13 protein-coding genes are annotated in these 15681 nt (G+C 35.9%); 3 read left to right on the top strand and 10 right to left on the bottom strand.

Annotated features, from left to right (window positions below):
* Positions 1-6: 6 nt before the first annotated feature.
* Positions 7-1077, bottom strand: a complete 1071-nt coding sequence (prfA, locus tag HOY35_RS02450; RefSeq protein ID WP_172210422.1) for a peptide chain release factor 1 — start codon at positions 1075-1077, stop codon at positions 7-9.
* Positions 1078-1463: 386 nt separating this feature from the next.
* Between prfA and HOY35_RS02445 the strand changes: the two genes are divergently transcribed.
* The 3 genes from HOY35_RS02445 to HOY35_RS02435 are packed head-to-tail and all read left to right on the top strand — an operon-like array spanning position 1464 to position 5479.
* Complete coding sequence (locus tag HOY35_RS02445; protein ID WP_172210421.1) at positions 1464-1886, top strand: MarR family winged helix-turn-helix transcriptional regulator; 423 nt, start codon at positions 1464-1466, stop codon at positions 1884-1886.
* Positions 1887-1919: 33 nt separating this feature from the next.
* On the top strand, positions 1920-3668 hold the full coding sequence (locus HOY35_RS02440; RefSeq protein ID WP_172210420.1) for an ABC transporter ATP-binding protein: 1749 nt from the start codon (positions 1920-1922) through the stop codon (positions 3666-3668).
* The gene (locus HOY35_RS02435; protein WP_172210419.1) at positions 3665-5479 is read left to right on the top strand and encodes an ABC transporter ATP-binding protein; all 1815 of its coding nucleotides are present in this window, start codon (positions 3665-3667) and stop codon (positions 5477-5479) included. Before HOY35_RS02440 ends, HOY35_RS02435 begins: the two co-directional genes overlap by 4 nt.
* A 128-nt stretch (positions 5480-5607) precedes the next feature.
* Here the strand turns inward: HOY35_RS02435 and HOY35_RS02430 are convergent, their stop codons facing one another.
* The 9 genes from HOY35_RS02430 to HOY35_RS02390 all read right to left on the bottom strand — a co-directional run bounded on the left by HOY35_RS02430 (position 5608) and on the right by HOY35_RS02390 (position 15680).
* The gene (locus HOY35_RS02430; protein WP_172210418.1) at positions 5608-6183 is read right to left on the bottom strand and encodes an NADPH-dependent F420 reductase; all 576 of its coding nucleotides are present in this window, start codon (positions 6181-6183) and stop codon (positions 5608-5610) included.
* A gap of 304 nt (positions 6184-6487) precedes the next feature.
* On the bottom strand, positions 6488-6949 hold the full coding sequence (locus tag HOY35_RS02425; protein ID WP_172210417.1) for a hypothetical protein: 462 nt from the start codon (positions 6947-6949) through the stop codon (positions 6488-6490).
* A gap of 182 nt (positions 6950-7131) precedes the next feature.
* Positions 7132-8697 carry a peptide chain release factor 3 gene (locus HOY35_RS02420; RefSeq protein ID WP_172210416.1) on the bottom strand — a complete coding sequence of 522 codons (1566 nt, stop codon included), beginning with the start codon at positions 8695-8697 and terminating at the stop codon, positions 7132-7134.
* Between the two features lie 156 nt (positions 8698-8853).
* Complete coding sequence (gene typA / locus HOY35_RS02415) at positions 8854-10692, bottom strand: translational GTPase TypA (RefSeq protein WP_172210553.1); 1839 nt, start codon at positions 10690-10692, stop codon at positions 8854-8856.
* Between the two features lie 130 nt (positions 10693-10822).
* On the bottom strand, positions 10823-10963 hold the full coding sequence (locus tag HOY35_RS02410; RefSeq protein ID WP_172210415.1) for a hypothetical protein: 141 nt from the start codon (positions 10961-10963) through the stop codon (positions 10823-10825).
* A gap of 343 nt (positions 10964-11306) precedes the next feature.
* On the bottom strand, positions 11307-13748 hold the full coding sequence (locus HOY35_RS02405) for a YhgE/Pip domain-containing protein (protein ID WP_172210414.1): 2442 nt from the start codon (positions 13746-13748) through the stop codon (positions 11307-11309).
* On the bottom strand, positions 13748-14272 hold the full coding sequence (locus HOY35_RS02400) for an Rrf2 family transcriptional regulator (protein ID WP_172210413.1): 525 nt from the start codon (positions 14270-14272) through the stop codon (positions 13748-13750). Before HOY35_RS02400 ends, HOY35_RS02405 begins: the two co-directional genes overlap by 1 nt.
* A 230-nt stretch (positions 14273-14502) precedes the next feature.
* Positions 14503-14730 carry a YkuJ family protein gene (locus HOY35_RS02395; protein ID WP_172210412.1) on the bottom strand — a complete coding sequence of 76 codons (228 nt, stop codon included), beginning with the start codon at positions 14728-14730 and terminating at the stop codon, positions 14503-14505.
* 89 nt (positions 14731-14819) lie between these two features.
* Positions 14820-15680 carry an NAD(P)-dependent oxidoreductase gene (locus tag HOY35_RS02390; RefSeq protein WP_172210552.1) on the bottom strand — a complete coding sequence of 287 codons (861 nt, stop codon included), beginning with the start codon at positions 15678-15680 and terminating at the stop codon, positions 14820-14822.
* Position 15681: the final 1 nt, after the last annotated feature.

Below are 15681 nucleotides of genomic sequence, written 5' to 3'. Positions count from 1 at the left end.
TTTAAATTACCCATTAAGCGCTTCTAATTTCTTCGTTTGATCATAAACAATCAAAGCATCAATAATTTCACCAAGCTTGCCCGCCAAGATTTGATCTAGCTTTTGAATTGTCAAACCAATTCGATGATCCGTCACTCGATTTTGCGGAAAATTATAGGTACGAATGCGCTCTGAGCGATCACCTGTCCCAACCGCACTTTTACGATTTTCATCATATTCCGATTGGGCAGCTGTTGCATAATGATCATAGACGCGCGCCCGTAAAACCTTCATCGCCTTCTCACGATTTTTCAACTGACTTCTTTCATCCTGCATTGCCACCACAATCCCTGTCGGTAAGTGGGTCAAACGAACGGCTGAAGCAGTCTTATTAATATGCTGACCACCTGCACCTGAGGCATGATAAATATCAATTCTTAAATCCTTGTCTTCAATCTCAATTTCAACCTCTTCTGCTTCTGGCATCACAACAACAGTTGCGGTGGAGGTATGCACACGCCCCTGCGATTCAGTTGATGGTACACGCTGTACGCGATGCGCGCCTGATTCATATTTTAATTTAGAAAAGACATTATCACCAGTAATCATCATGATAACTTCTTTGTAACCACCAATACCGGTAATATTAGCTTCTAGTACCTCTGTTTTCCAGCCCTCTGCCGTTGCATAGCGTTGATACATTTCAAATAAATCACCAGCAAATAATGCTGCCTCGTCGCCACCAGCAGCTCCCCGAATTTCCATAATAATATTCTTATCATCATTTGGATCCTTAGGTAATAGTAAAATTTTAATTTGCTCTTCCAGCTGAAGCTTTTCAGCCTTTGCATCACTAAGCTCTTCTTTCGCTAACTCAATCATCTCAGCATCTAAATTTTCTGATAATAATTCTTCTGAGTCGGAAATTGTTTCAAGCACCTGCTTATAACGACGATAGGTTGTTACGGTTGCTCTGATGCTAGCTTCCTCTTTAGTTAAAGCCATTAATCGCTTGGTATCACTAATCACCTCAGGATCACTCAGCAGTTCCCCTAATTCTTCATAACGATCTTCCACAGCTTGTAATTGGTCGTACATACTTATCTCCTCTAGTATTCTATCTAATTTAAATCATAAAAATTTATATCAAAACAAATCTTATTTATTCATTATAAATAAGTAATCTTTATTAGTTATAAAGGCTTATAATCACCTGCACTCTATAATAATGACTAGACAATTTTAACATAAATTAAGTGCTAATGCTAATATTCTCAATGCAAATTATTAATATTACAATTTTGCTTTTAATTTATTTTCGCTTTAAGAAGTGATTTCAATGCCTATTTATTTTAGCTTAATAAAGTAAAAATCAAAGATTGATTTTAAATTTTCAATATGCTAGAATCAAATAGTCCTATATCGGACTATTTTGCTTTTAATTAAAAGAAAAGACCAATCCAGATTCAGAAAGGATACTTGATATGGATATAAAAGAAACAATTGATAAAAGCTATCACATTTGGTTCGGTATGAATAGTGTTTATGAAAATTGGGCAAAAAAGCAGCATTTGACCAATAATTCATTGATGACACTATATGTAATTTCTAACCTAGGAGAAGAAACCACACCAAAGCAAATTATAGAGCGACTTCAATTGCCTAAGCAGACTGTCAATTCAATGCTCAATACTTTAGAAAAAAAAGGCTACTTATATCGTGAGCAAGATGCACAAAATAAGCGACAAAAAATGGTTAAGCTAACTGAATCAGGCAAAAATTTCACTGATAAAGTTCTTTTGGCACTTTATCAGTTTGAATATCAAGCTTATGCCCAATTAACAGCAGAGGAACGTAAAATGCTGATTAAAATTAATGAAAAATTGCTTGATCACTTAACAATTTAATCTAAGCTAAAATTATTCGGAGGCAGCACATTCATGCAGTTATTAAAACAATTTATTAAACAAAACAAGGGATTATTATTTTTAAGTATTTTATTTATTACAATTAATACCTTCGCAATGTTAGTCATTCCATTTTATGTTTCACAATTGATTAACGAAGGCATTCTTAAACAAAACTATCAACAGCTTAATACGATTATTGTCAAAATGTTGATTATATTAATTATCGGGACAATTGCTGGTATTTTGGGTAGCTATTTCTCGGCATATTTTTCATCAAAATTTGCGCAAAGTAACCGTAAAAAAATGATCCGAACGATTGAAAAATTAACACTCAATCAAACTGATCACTTTGGTATTGCCTCACTGGTGACTAGAACTACTAATGATAATGTCAATGCCCAGCAAATTCTATTAACCTTTTTACAAATGATTTTACCTAGTCCAATCATGGCGTTAATTGCCATCTTATTAACATTAAATATTTATCCTGTTTTGGCAATCATTCCTTTGCTGGCAATATTTATCTTCTTAGGAACAACCTGGTATGTTTTAAATCAATCTTTGCCAAACATCCAAAAAATTCAAGCAAAAATGGATCAGATGACCCTTGTTTTACGTGAATTTTTTGTTGGCGTACGGATAATTAGAGCCTTTGATAATTCCAAAAAAGAAAAAATAAGAGTAGATACCGCTTTTGAAGACTATACGCAAAATAATATCGTGATTAATCAGCATTTTGCATTACTCTCTCCAATGGCCTTTTGCTTAATGAATTTAGCAATGGTGCTAATTCTTTGGATTGGTTCGTCCTTGGTTGCTCATCAAGTATTAGAAATTGGATCGATTACAGCATTAATTGAATACACTACAACCACCATTGCGACATTGATTATGTCTGCCCTAATTCTTTTCCAAGTACCAAAGGGCATCGCTTCAATTAATCGAATACAAGAGGTAATCGAAACAAAAAGCGAAATAACAGATCATGACAAAATGATGCCTACAGCAACACTTTCAGAAAAAATAACACCAATCACACAGCTAAGCTTTAATAATGTTGATTTTCGCTATAGTGGGGCAGAAAAAAAGATATTAGACGCAATTAGCTTCAAGGTAAACGCTGGGGAGACCATCGCAATTGTTGGTGGGACTGGATCTGGAAAGAGCTCAGTCGTTAAAACACTCTTGCGTTTAAATGATATTGAAGCAGGTACAATTAAGATTAACGACATTGATATTCGTGATATGCCACTTGACACACTACGTCATGTTATCAGCTATGTGCCGCAGAGAGCATTTTTATTTAGCGGTACAATCTCGGATAATTTTCGATTTGGTTGTCCAGATTTAACTAATGAACAAATGATTAAGGTGGCAAAGGTTGCGCAAGCAAATGATTTCATCCAAGGCTTACCTGAAAAATTTCAAACTAAGGTGACTCAAGGCGGCACAAATTTTTCTGGCGGTCAAAAGCAACGCTTAGCAATCGGAAGGGCACTCGCCAAAAATGCTGGTATCTATATTTTTGACGATAGCTTTTCAGCACTTGACTATGCAACGGATGCGCTTTTACGTTCTGAATTAAAGACCTATTTAGCCAAGCAAATTACGATTATTGTTGCACAAAGGTTAAGCACAATCCTCTCAGCAGATCAAATCATTGTACTAAATGATGGTAAAATCGTTGGACGTGGTTCACATGAAAGCTTATTAGCAACTAATCAGTTTTATCAGGATTTGGCTAAAACACAAGGCATCATGATGGAGGTGAAAAAATGAAGCGCCAAAAAATAAAGCAAAAGGTAACAGAAACAAGCTATGAAAAACCGAAAGATACCAAACGAGCAATAGTAAGTTTTATAACGTTATTAAATGAAGATAAAATTCCCGTTATTATAACTATTCTGACCAACATTGTTTCAACTCTGTTATTTGCCATCATTCCATGGATTTCGGCAATTGTCATTGATGATGTCATTGCAATTATGCAAGATGCAAGTATCGTTAACAAATGGTCAACAATTCAAGCAACAATTCTTTTACCAATTATTAGTATTTTAATAATTGCCTTGATTAATTTTCTCTTAGTTTATTATCAAGAATTTCAAATGGCAAGAATCGGAGAGACTGTTACACTTTCACTCAGAAAAAAATTAACCGATAAAATGACCAAGCTCCCTTTAAAATTTTATGATAATCATCAGGTTGGTGAGCTACTCAGCAAAGCAACCTCCGATGTTGATAAAATTTCTGAAGTAATTATTACTGGCTTTAATCAATTTGTCTATTCAGCCTTAATCATTATCTTAGGGATAGCTATTCTATTTATGATCAATATTAAAATGGCTTTTTTAGTCTTTGCAATTCTATTAATTGGTAGCCTGTTAACTGGTTTTATCTCCAGCTGGAATCAAAAGCTTTTTCACAATAACATGATGACCTTAAGTACACTAAGCAATTCAACCGAAGAAACCCTTGCAGGTAATTTGGTAGTTAAGTCCTTTGGTAAGGAGGTTGATTTTATTGAAAAAATGGATAAGCACATTGATGCACAGTTTAAAGCAAATCAGCGCTCACAATTCATAAATTTTTCGATCTATCCTGCAATTCGTTTCGTTAACCAGATTGCCTTTATTTTAGCTGCATTTCTAGGCGGTCAATATGCAATTGAAGGCTTAATTACGGTTGGACTTGTCCAAGCCTTCTTACAGTATGTCGTCCAAATCTCAGAGCCAATTAGTAATGCTTCATATATAGTCAATGCCTTTCAGGGTGCCTTAGTAGCTATTGAACGTATTGATACCATTTTGGACTTAAAAGAGGATACCATCTATCCAAATCTAAAAAAATTAGATAAACAGCCACAAGGTGAAATCACCTTTTCAAATGTTTCCTTTGGCTATCAAAAGGATAAGCCTTTGATGAAAAATGTCAGCTTTGAAGCAAAGCCGCATCAAATGATTGCGATTGTTGGTCCAACGGGAGCTGGAAAAACAACCTTAGTTAACCTATTGATGCACTTCTATGAAATTGATTCAGGTCAAATACGCTTTGATGGTATTAATATTAATCAATTATCTAGAGAAGATTTACGTCAGTGCTTTGGCATGGTGCTACAAGATACATGGTTATTTAAAGGTACAGTTGCTGATAATATCGCCTACGGCAAAGCCAATGCAACGCGCAAGGATATTATTGAAGCTGCCAAAATCGCACAATGTGATAGTTTTATTCGTAAGCTCCCTCAAGGCTATGACACTATTATTTCAAGTGATGACGGCATTGTTTCACAAGGCGAACAGCAGCTATTAACAATCGCAAGAGCTGTGCTTGCTGATCCCAAGGTAATGATTTTAGATGAAGCAACCTCAAGCATTGACACCAAAACAGAACAGGATATTCAAACAGCCATTGCAAAGGTAATGAAGGGTCGAACAAGCTTTGTAATTGCACATCGTCTTTCAACTATCAAAAATGCTGATTTGATTTTAGTAATGAATCATGGTGACATTATTGAGAAGGGTACCCACGATTCACTATTAAATAAGCAATCATTTTACGCCAAGCTTTATCAAACACAATTTAGCTAAATAAAAAATGCAGCACGGCTTTAATCGCTGTGATGCATTTTTTGTAGTTAATTTTACCAACCATTTAAAATTTATATTTTGGCAATAACGAAAAATAATAATAATGTTTAAGATAAATTGATTAATAATTAATCAAAGATACCAAAACCACCATTCCAAGTAATTTTTTCACTTGCCGCTAAGGAAATTTGTAAAAAGCCTAATGCTTCTAGCTCTCTAGCACGTTTTAGAGCACCAGCATCAATAATTGCTAAGCCACTGCCAGCAAGAATTTTGGTTAATGTTTCTTTAGCCTCTTGACTATCACTGGCCAAAAGTACCGTTGTCTGATGCTCGCCAGCAACCTTTTTTGTCAATAATGTTGCGGCAAAAGTTGTATTAAACCCCTTTACCACTCTGGAATTAGGTAGAGCTTCTGCAATAATTGATGCAGCAGAGCTGTCTGCTGGAACAACTAAATCATCAAAAGTATTAAAATCAACTGGGTTACTAATATCAATAACAATTTTTCCAGACAATTCATCACTATATTGAGAAATTATCGATTCAATTGCTGAATAGGGTACTGCAAAAACTACAACCTCTCCAAGTTGACTTTTGGGTGTATCAGATTGGACATATGATACCTGATGCCCAGCAGCTTCAAAATTGCCACCAATAGCAGTCCCCATATTACCTTTACCAAAGATACTAATTTTTGTCATTTTACTGCCTCCTAAATTTTTCTTACTATGATTAGTATCATAGTTCACTTATCAAAAGTAAGCAAACAAAAAGCCTCCAAATAATTATAAAAAGGATTGATTACCTAGAATAAATTGTTCAAGCAGCTGCAAATATAAGTAAAAGCTCATCCTAGCAAAATATTCGATTTAACGATGCCCCTTACCCATACAAACAGAATTACTCATGTTATCATATGGAGGTTATGCTCAATTTCCCTTAATTACCCATGGTCATGGCACTCATTGCAAGAAAAATATATGCCCAGCACCTGCCCACAATTGCTTATTTCAGCTGCCATCTAAAAATAGCTTTCTTTAACGCCGACTCAATCGCATTATTCAGCATATAATGAATAATCGTATCAACCTGCTTATAAATATCTTCTTCAATTATTTCGGCATCAGCTGTTAAAAGTCTAATTGCATTATCAATACTTTGACCATCTCTCATCATCAAGCTTTTTTTATTACAAATTAAAAATTTTACCTTTACATCACTTATAACAGCATCATGGATTTCTTTGATACAATGGTGTACATCATTTTTTAAAGAATCAGTTCGAGCGATATTTTTTCTATATCTAGCTATTAATTTATATTTTCCTACTATACTCGTAATTTTGGGATTATTTCTATAATCATAAGCATCAAAGAAAGCTAAAAACTCTTCTTCTAGTTTAATTAATTTTTGGAAAAAATATGGCTCTAAAAGGTTATTTATTTTAACCTCTTTTAATTCATCCATCTCATTACCAACCTTTTTTACTTCAAATATAACATGGAATCAAGTATACAAAATGTGACTTTTATCACCTACCATAGAGTAAAAAAAGACCATAACTTTGATTATGGTCTTGGCTATTTTTAAAATTAATTACTATTAAGTGCTTACAATATTTCAGCAATCATCCGATTTCAAAGCAGTCCTTACATCTTCGCGGTTAACTCAACCTCTGGATACTTGTCATGGAACCAGCGCATCGCAAACTCATTTTCAAATAGGAATAAAGGCTCACCAAAACGATCCTTTGCCAAAATATTACGTGAGCTACTCATCCGCTCATCTAACTGCTCTGGATTAATCCAACGCGCCTGCTTACTGCCCATTGGTGTCATCACAACCTCAGAATTATATTCATTCAGCATCCGATATCGGAAAACCTCAAACTGTAATTGACCGACTGCACCAAGCATATATTCACCTGTTTGATAATTCGTATAAAGCTGGATTGCGCCTTCCTGCACAAGCTGTTCAATCCCTTTATGAAAGCTTTTTTGCTTCATCACATTTTTTGCAATGACTTTCATGAAAATCTCAGGTGTAAAGGTTGGTAACTCCTCATATCTGATTTTCAATTTACCTGAGGTAATTGTATCGCCAACTTGAAAATTGCCAGTATCATAAATCCCAATAATATCACCAGCCACGGCTTTTTGCACATTTTCTCGTTGCTCTGCCATAAATTGAGTGACATTGGATAGCTTTAGTTTTTTACCTGTTCGCTCTAAGTTTACATCCATTCCTTTGGTAAATTCACCAGAGCTAATTCGCAAAAATGCAATGCGATCGCGATGTGCTGGATTCATATTGGCTTGTATTTTAAAGATAAAGCCAGAAAAATCAGCTTCATACGGCGAAACTTCGCTACCATCTTGTGTTTTATGCGCATGAGGTACTGGTGCAAATTTCAAGAAGGTTTTCAGAAAAGTTTCGACACCAAAGTTGGTTAAGGCCGAGCCAAAAAATACAGGTGTTAATTCCCCAGCTTCAATCTTAGCTTCATCAAACTCATTTCCCGCTTCTGTTAAAAGCTCCACTTCTTCAATCACTTGACTATAAAAACTATTTTGAGTCAAAGGGTGATTTTCTGCAAGCTGACCCTTTTCATCTAACGGCAGAAATTTTTGATTATCCTCAGCTCGATAAAGTTCGATTTGTTTATGATAAATATCATATAGGCCTACCAAGCCTTTCCCCATACCAATTGGCCAGTTCATTGGATAGCTTTCAATTCCCAATACTTCTTCTAGTTCTTCCAAAAGCTCAAGCGGCTCACGACCATCCCGGTCTAATTTATTGATAAAAGTAAAAACTGGAATACCACGTTCCTTAACAACCTTAAATAATTTCTTAGTTTGCGCTTCAATCCCCTTGGCACTATCAATCACCATAACCGCAGCATCTACTGCCATTAAGGTACGATAAGTATCCTCAGAAAAATCCTCATGTCCGGGGGTATCTAGTATATTTACCCGTTTGCCCTCATAATCAAATTGCATCACCGAGCTTGTCACCGAGATTCCCCGCTGCTTTTCAATTTCCATCCAGTCTGATTTAGCAAAATTCCCCGTTTTCTTACCTTTTACTGTTCCAGCTTGCCGAATTGCACCGCCAAAAAGTAATAGTTGCTCAGTAATCGTTGTCTTACCTGCATCGGGATGGGAAATGATTGCAAACGTTCGACGCTTATTTACCTCTTCCATTAATGTCATCTGTAACTCCTTATTATTAAAAATATTAAAGCAAATGATATCCGATTTAAGTCAATCATTCTTTAGAGCTTTCATTTCAAAATTTTAAAAAAGGGACAGGAAAATTCCCATCCCTCTCTATATATTCAATAAAATTATTAATTCATCATTGAAATTTTAATCTTTTTTCTTTTTCTTGGTTGCTTTTTCACGTTCCGCTTTATTTAAAATCTGTTTTCTTAAACGAATCGTTTCAGGTGTCACTTCCATATATTCATCATCATTCAAGAATTCTAATGACTCTTCTAAGGTCAACTGACGAGGTGTCTTGATGACTGAGGTTTGGTCCTTATTTGCAGAACGGACGTTAGTCATTTGCTTAGCTTTAGTGATATTAACAGTCAAATCGTTATCACGTGCATTTTCACCGACAATCATACCCTCATAAACCTCTGTCCCTGGTGTGACAAAGACTGTACCACGTTCTTCAACAGACATGATTGAATAGGTAGTTGCTTTACCAGTATCGATTGAAACAAGTGCACCACGGTGACGGCCACCAATTGTTTCATTAATCAAAGGTAAATACTGATCAAAGGTATGGTTTAAAATACCATAGCCACGTGTCATTGACATAAATTCAGTCGTATAACCAATTAGACCACGAGCTGGTACAAGGAAGATTAAGCGAACCTGTCCATTACCAACATTGACCATATCCAACATTTCACCCTTACGTTCAGAAAGTGATTGAATAATTGAGCCTTGGTATTCTTCTGGTGTATCAATTTGGACGCGTTCAAAGGGTTCCGTCTTTTTACCATCAATTTCACGTACAATTACTTCTGGACGAGACACTTGTAATTCATAGCCCTCACGACGCATCGTTTCAATCAGGATTGATAAATGTAGCTCACCACGTCCTGAGACAGTCCATTTATCTGGAGAATCAGTTGGATCAACACGTAAAGAAACGTCTGTTTGCAGCTCAGCTTCCAAGCGCTCTTCAATTTTACGAGAGGTTACAAATTTACCCTCACGACCCGCAAATGGTGAATTATTAACTAAGAAAGTCATTTGCAATGTTGGTTCATCAATATGAAGAATTGGTAATGGCTCAACAGCATCCGTCGGTGTAATTGTTTCTCCAACAAAGATGTCCTCCATACCTGAAACTGCGATTAAATCACCAGCTTTTGCTTCATTAATTTCAACCCTAGTTAAACCGAAGAAGCCAAATAATTTAGTGACACGGAAATTTTTAGTTGAACCGTCAAGCTTAGATAGGGTTACTTGGTCACCAACCTTGATTGTACCGCGGAAAACACGACCAATTCCGATACGACCCACGTAATCATTATAATCAAGTAATGATACTTGGAATTGTAAAGGTTCATCAGAATTATCAACTGGTGCTGGAATATGCTCGATGATTGTATCAAAAACATAATTCATTGTACTTTCTTGACTCGCTGGATCATCAGATAAGCTTGATGTACCATTGATTGCTGATGCATAAATCACTGGAAAGTCTAATTGATCGTCATCTGCACCTAATTCGATGAATAATTCTAAAACCTCATCGACAACATGCTCCGGACGTGCTGACGGCTTATCAATTTTATTCACCACCACGATTGGCACCAAATTTTGTTCTAGTGCCTTTTTCAATACAAAACGCGTTTGCGGCATTGTACCTTCATAAGCATCAACAACTAAAACAACACCGTCAACCATTTTCATGATACGTTCTACTTCGCCACCAAAGTCCGCGTGACCAGGGGTATCCATAATATTAATTTGAGTGCCATTATATTTTACTGCCGTATTTTTAGCCAAAATCGTGATACCACGCTCTTGCTCTAAGGCATTTGAATCCATCGCACGTTCATTTAATTGAGTATGACCATCTAATGTTTCAGATTGCTTTAATAATTCGTCCACCAATGTCGTTTTACCGTGGTCAACGTGGGCAATGATTGCAACATTTCTAATATCTTCTCTTAATTTCAAAATAATTTCTCCTAAAAATTTAGTCTCTAGCTGTACAATTATAACAAATTTTTATCATTTTCACAATTTATTTTTCAAATATTTATGGAAAATAGCTTGATTTTGAAAATATTTACAGAAATTATCATGAAATTCATTTGTCACCTTCATCATGATTTCTCTCAACAATATCCTGCCAAAATTTAAACATAAGGCTTGATGACCAAATAAAGATAACAGTAAAAATAATAATTAGGATTATTTTAATAATATCGCCCAGCATACGAATCACCATCGACCTTTCACCCAAACTGACATCTCATTCAATATTTCAATTATATCATTAAAGTATAAAACAAAAATAACGATTTTTATTTAAATTATTATTTAAAAATATAGTCTTTACCTTGGCTAATTCAATCGATTAACAGCCTTGCTCAATTTATAAATACCTTGACTCCATGCTTTTAAAACGCGCTTTGTTGCGATATCGGTATTGTTTCAAAAAACAATACCAAATTAGACCGATAAAGAATGAACTGAAATATTTATCAGACCAATTTCCAATTTATAGTAGAGTCAAAAAAACAAGGTATACCTTAAAAGTATACCTTGTTTACATTTTGCAGTAATCAGAATTATTGAATTGAGTCCTCCAAGCGTGTATCCGAAAATGAAAAGCTTCTAGCTTTAACATGATAATATGAAATCAGTAATAAGCTGAATACAATTATCATAAAAATAAACACGGCTATCGGTCCTGCTATCGAACCACCAATTGAGATTGCTTCTCTTAAACCATCAACGCCATAAGTCATTGGTAAGAATTTATGGATTGAAATAAAGAAGTTATTCGATAAAATCGTTGGGTATGTGCCGCCTGAGCCACCTAATTGTAAAATCATAAAGATTAGCATTAAGAACGCACCAATCTTGCCAAGTGCAACTGTAAAGAAGGCAATCATGGACATATAGGCGAGTGATTGCAAGACAAGTAACACTAACACGCCAAGATGTGAGACTGGTTGTAAGCCGAGAATACCAACAACAACACCATATACTAAAAGTGACTGTACAAGTGAAACTAGCGCAAGTACGGAAATCTTACTTGTCCACCATGCAATACCGGAGGTTGGTTGTTTTTTAGGCTTATAAACATCGAAAATCATACAAGAGGTAATCATTCCGACAAATAAGGCAACCGACATCATATAAGGTGCCATCCCAGTACCGTTGTTCGCTAATTTATCATTATCGGTATGATCAGCTTTAACCGGTTCAGCAATCGCCTTGGCTGAGTCAGTAGAAGTATTAACCGTGCTAATCTTATCAGCGCCATCGGTCAATTTAGTGTTTAGTACACTTAAACCACTTTCAACCTTACCTAAATTAGTCACTACTTCATTTTCACCGTCAGACAATTGACTTGCCCCACTCGAAATTTGAGAAGCACCTGAAGTGAGCTGGCTAACACCAGATTTTAACGTTGGCCCATTAATTACTAATTGTTGAGTACCATCAGCAACCTGACTCGCGCCTGAGTTTAATTGATTAATTCCCGATGCTAAAGCTGGCACTTGTTGATTAAGCTGTGATAAACCACTGGCTAAGCTGCTTGAACCATCAGTCAATTGACTAGAATTTATATTTAATTGATTTGCACCTGCTGTAAGTGCTGTTGAAGCCGTTTGAACTTGAGTAATGAATTGATTTGCACCGGGTAGCGCAACTTTAGCACCATCATTTAAGGCAGTAGTGCCTTGCTGAAGGCCAACCGTAAGATTGCTCAAACCATTTGTCACGCCTGTAATATAAGCTTTTAAGCCATTGATTTCTCCCGTCAGTGATGATTTTATTTCTTCATTACTTTGGTCTGTAGCTGCTTGTGAATTGATGGAATCATTAACCGCTTGAACCATCGCTGCTTTAGCTTCATCACTTGCATTAATGTAAGCTGAAGACGATTCCAAATTCTGAACTGCCGATGTAGCTAATGCAGGATAATTAATCGTTGAAATTTTATCAACTTCCTGTTGCATTTGATTTGCCAAATTAGTCATCAAGGCAAGTGTCGCCTGCAAGCTGGCTATGCCTTTTGAGGTATCTCCTGTAGATACACTAGCATTTAAATTATCAATCCCTGCTTGTAATTTAGTTAATCCAGCTTGTAATTCTTGCACATTGTCACTAGAAACAGTATTAGATAAATTTTGTAAGCTTGTTGCTAATGAACTTACGCCAGCTGTATATTGAGACAAGCCGCTATTTAATGTTGAGCTGCCACTTGCTAATTGTGATGCGGCACTTGTCAAGGCAGGTGTTTTTTCAGCTAATTGAGCAGTACCATTTGCAACTTGCGTGGCGCCTGAATTGACTTTTGTAACGCCTGCTAGGTATGTATCTAACCCAACCTCCAATGTCTTCGTACCTTCTGCAAAGGTCAGGCTACTTGATGATAATTTATCAAGATTTGTCGCAATGACTTGACTACCATCCTTTAACTGAACTGTACCACTGCTTAATTCTTTTGTGCCGTCTGCAGCAGTTTGCATCCCTTCACCAACTGTCCCAAATTGTTCAAGCAGTGCTGTACTATATAAATCGGTGACCTGTGTTGATACCTTTGTTTTAAGCTCAGTCACTGCATTTTGGGCAATTTTTGAAGCAGTAAAGCTACGCCCTTGTGTTGTTTGATAATCGACGACCATTTCCTTTGGACTATCCGTCAATAGCGTTGAGGCATTCTTAGAAAAATCCTTTGGAATCGTAATTACTAAATAATAATCACCATTATCAATGCCTTCTTTGGCTTGAGTGCTGGAAACAAAATGATAATCCAATGCTGCCGTTTTCTTCATGTTAGAAACCAATGATTTGCCAATTGATAAAGTTTTGCCGTTATATTCAACGGACTTATCATTATTAACGACTGCTACAGGTAAGTTATCAACATTGCCATAAGGATCCCACATTGAGCTTAAGAAAATAACATTATAAAGTGCTGGAATTAAGCTAATTCCAATTAACACTAACCACATAAACTTATTCTTGAAAATACTTTGCCATTCTTTTTTAAACATTATAGCTCCTTATTTCTTATCAATTCCCATTCTACAAGTCCATTTTTACAATTAACATCTCTCAGGATATTAGATAGTGGATAGTTTTTTAGTCGATCTAAAAATTCCTTTTGTCCATCAAAGATAACCTGTAAAATACTATTCTCAGTTGTTAATATTTTATCCTCAAAGCTTGGTATATCAGCCGCCAGCTCATTTTTAATATAGCTTTTATAGCTGTTATCAAAAACACGGTTGGCGTAATGTGCAATTTCAACAAAATCTTCATGACCCTCAATCGCATAATAAACGTCTAGCATTGTGATTAAATCAAGTGACTTTGCTAATCTAAAGCCGCCATCCTTGCTCGCATCTGAGATGATAATACCTTCCACGACCATTTTTCTCATTATTTTTTTTAAATACGAATCCGAAACCTGCAAGCGACGACTTAGAATTGCGTTTTTTATCGGTCGATTATCCTTTTCTAGGGCAAGCATTAGAATAACACAAACTGCTTGTTCAAAGCTTTTCTTCAATTTCATAAATAACTCCTTAAAAAAGTATTATGGATATTTCAAGTCTATAGACATAATACATCTACAGAACATGAAAAGCAATTATTATTTACTGAAAATAATAAAAAATACAAAAAAACTTTCACGAAAATTTCGCGAAAGCTAATACTAAATACAAATCTAAATTTTTTCTTGCTGCTTTTAAGGCTCTAAAATCACAACTAATCAACTAAATGCCTGTTATTATTGACTTCTTCTTAATAAATCAACTCATATATTTCAATTGCAACCATGTCAATATCATCGAATGTATAAGTTTGGTTAGAGTCAACATCAGTCAAAGTAAATGCTTCTGACTCTTGACTATATGCTACTTCTGCTTTGACTTCGCCATCACGTTCAAAACGACGAATCTGGTCCTCGCCATCTTTGGCTTCCAACATTGCTTCTAAACGCTTGATAATCGCTACTAAACGAGATTTCATATCTATGCCTCAATTCTTATCCATTTTTGTTCATAGATATTTTAACATAACCTGAACAGCACTGATAGTTTTTTTTGAATAATTCATGACTAATCCCACCAAAGCTTAATTAAACTTTGTGTTCCTGCATCCTCAAACCCTTTTTCAGCAAGCTGATCATAAAGCGCCTTGGCAAGCTCAGTCGCAGGTAATTTAATCGACATTTTTTCAGCTTCATCTAAAGCAATCCCTAAATCCTTTATGAAATGCTTAACAAAAAAACCGGGTGAATAGTCTGATTTTAATATTCTGGGACCATAGTTGGAGAGCGACCAAGTTTGTGCACCACCTGCACTTAAGGTTTCAATAACCCTTTTTAAATCTAAGTTCGCTGCCTTTGCATAAACCATAAGTTCACTCATTGCAGTCATCGTTCCTGCTATCCCAATTTGATTCGCCATTTTAACATGCTGGCCGCTTCCAGCAGCACCATGCAATTCTGCTTTTTTTGAAATTAAATCAAAGAGTGGCTTGGCCCGATTAAATGCTTCTTCACTACCTCCTGCCATCACAGTCAAGGTCGCATTTTTAGCACCAATATCCCCTCCTGACACTGGCGCATCCAATGCTTCAGCATCATACTTATTTGCAGACACAGCAATCTTTTGCGCTAAAGTCGGTGTGCTCGTTGTCATATCAATTAATAGCTTACCAGCAACTGAAGCTTTAAAAATCCCATTTTCACCAAAGTAAACTGCTTCGACATCTTTGGGATAACCAATCATCGTAAAAATAATTTCACTTTTTTCAGTTACGTTCTCAGGCGTATCCTGCCAAATTGCCCCAGCATTAACCAAAGTATCGGTCTTTGATTTCGTACGATTATAAACAAAAACATCATGTCCGGCAGCTAATAAATGTCCAGCAATTGCCTTGCCCATCACACCTGTGCCAATAAAACCAATTTTCATC

It is taken from the genome of Enterococcus sp. MMGLQ5-1, assembly GCF_013155265.1.
In the GTDB taxonomy this organism is placed as follows: Bacteria; Bacillota; Bacilli; order Lactobacillales; family Streptococcaceae; genus MMGLQ5-1.
The sequence above is the reverse complement of the archived record's forward strand: the minus strand, read 5'-3'. Positions and strand labels throughout refer to the sequence as shown.

Excerpts from the sequence above, each read along its gene's own strand:
- prfA (WP_172210422.1), bottom strand. The coding sequence starts at position 1,077 with ATGTACGACCAATTACAAGCTGTGGAAGATCGTTATGAAGAATTAGGG.
- HOY35_RS02445 (WP_172210421.1), top strand. The coding sequence starts at position 1,464 with ATGGATATAAAAGAAACAATTGATAAAAGCTATCACATTTGGTTCGGT.
- HOY35_RS02440 (WP_172210420.1), top strand. The coding sequence starts at position 1,920 with ATGCAGTTATTAAAACAATTTATTAAACAAAACAAGGGATTATTATTT.
- HOY35_RS02435 (WP_172210419.1), top strand. The coding sequence starts at position 3,665 with ATGAAGCGCCAAAAAATAAAGCAAAAGGTAACAGAAACAAGCTATGAA.
- HOY35_RS02430 (WP_172210418.1), bottom strand. The coding sequence starts at position 6,183 with ATGACAAAAATTAGTATCTTTGGTAAAGGTAATATGGGGACTGCTATT.
- HOY35_RS02425 (WP_172210417.1), bottom strand. The coding sequence starts at position 6,949 with ATGGATGAATTAAAAGAGGTTAAAATAAATAACCTTTTAGAGCCATAT.
- HOY35_RS02420 (WP_172210416.1), bottom strand. The coding sequence starts at position 8,697 with ATGACATTAATGGAAGAGGTAAATAAGCGTCGAACGTTTGCAATCATT.
- HOY35_RS02410 (WP_172210415.1), bottom strand. The coding sequence starts at position 10,963 with ATGGTGATTCGTATGCTGGGCGATATTATTAAAATAATCCTAATTATT.
- HOY35_RS02405 (WP_172210414.1), bottom strand. The coding sequence starts at position 13,748 with ATGTTTAAAAAAGAATGGCAAAGTATTTTCAAGAATAAGTTTATGTGG.
- HOY35_RS02400 (WP_172210413.1), bottom strand. The coding sequence starts at position 14,272 with ATGAAATTGAAGAAAAGCTTTGAACAAGCAGTTTGTGTTATTCTAATG.
- HOY35_RS02395 (WP_172210412.1), bottom strand. The coding sequence starts at position 14,730 with ATGAAATCTCGTTTAGTAGCGATTATCAAGCGTTTAGAAGCAATGTTG.
- HOY35_RS02390 (WP_172210552.1), bottom strand. The coding sequence starts at position 15,680 with ATGAAAATTGGTTTTATTGGCACAGGTGTGATGGGCAAGGCAATTGCT.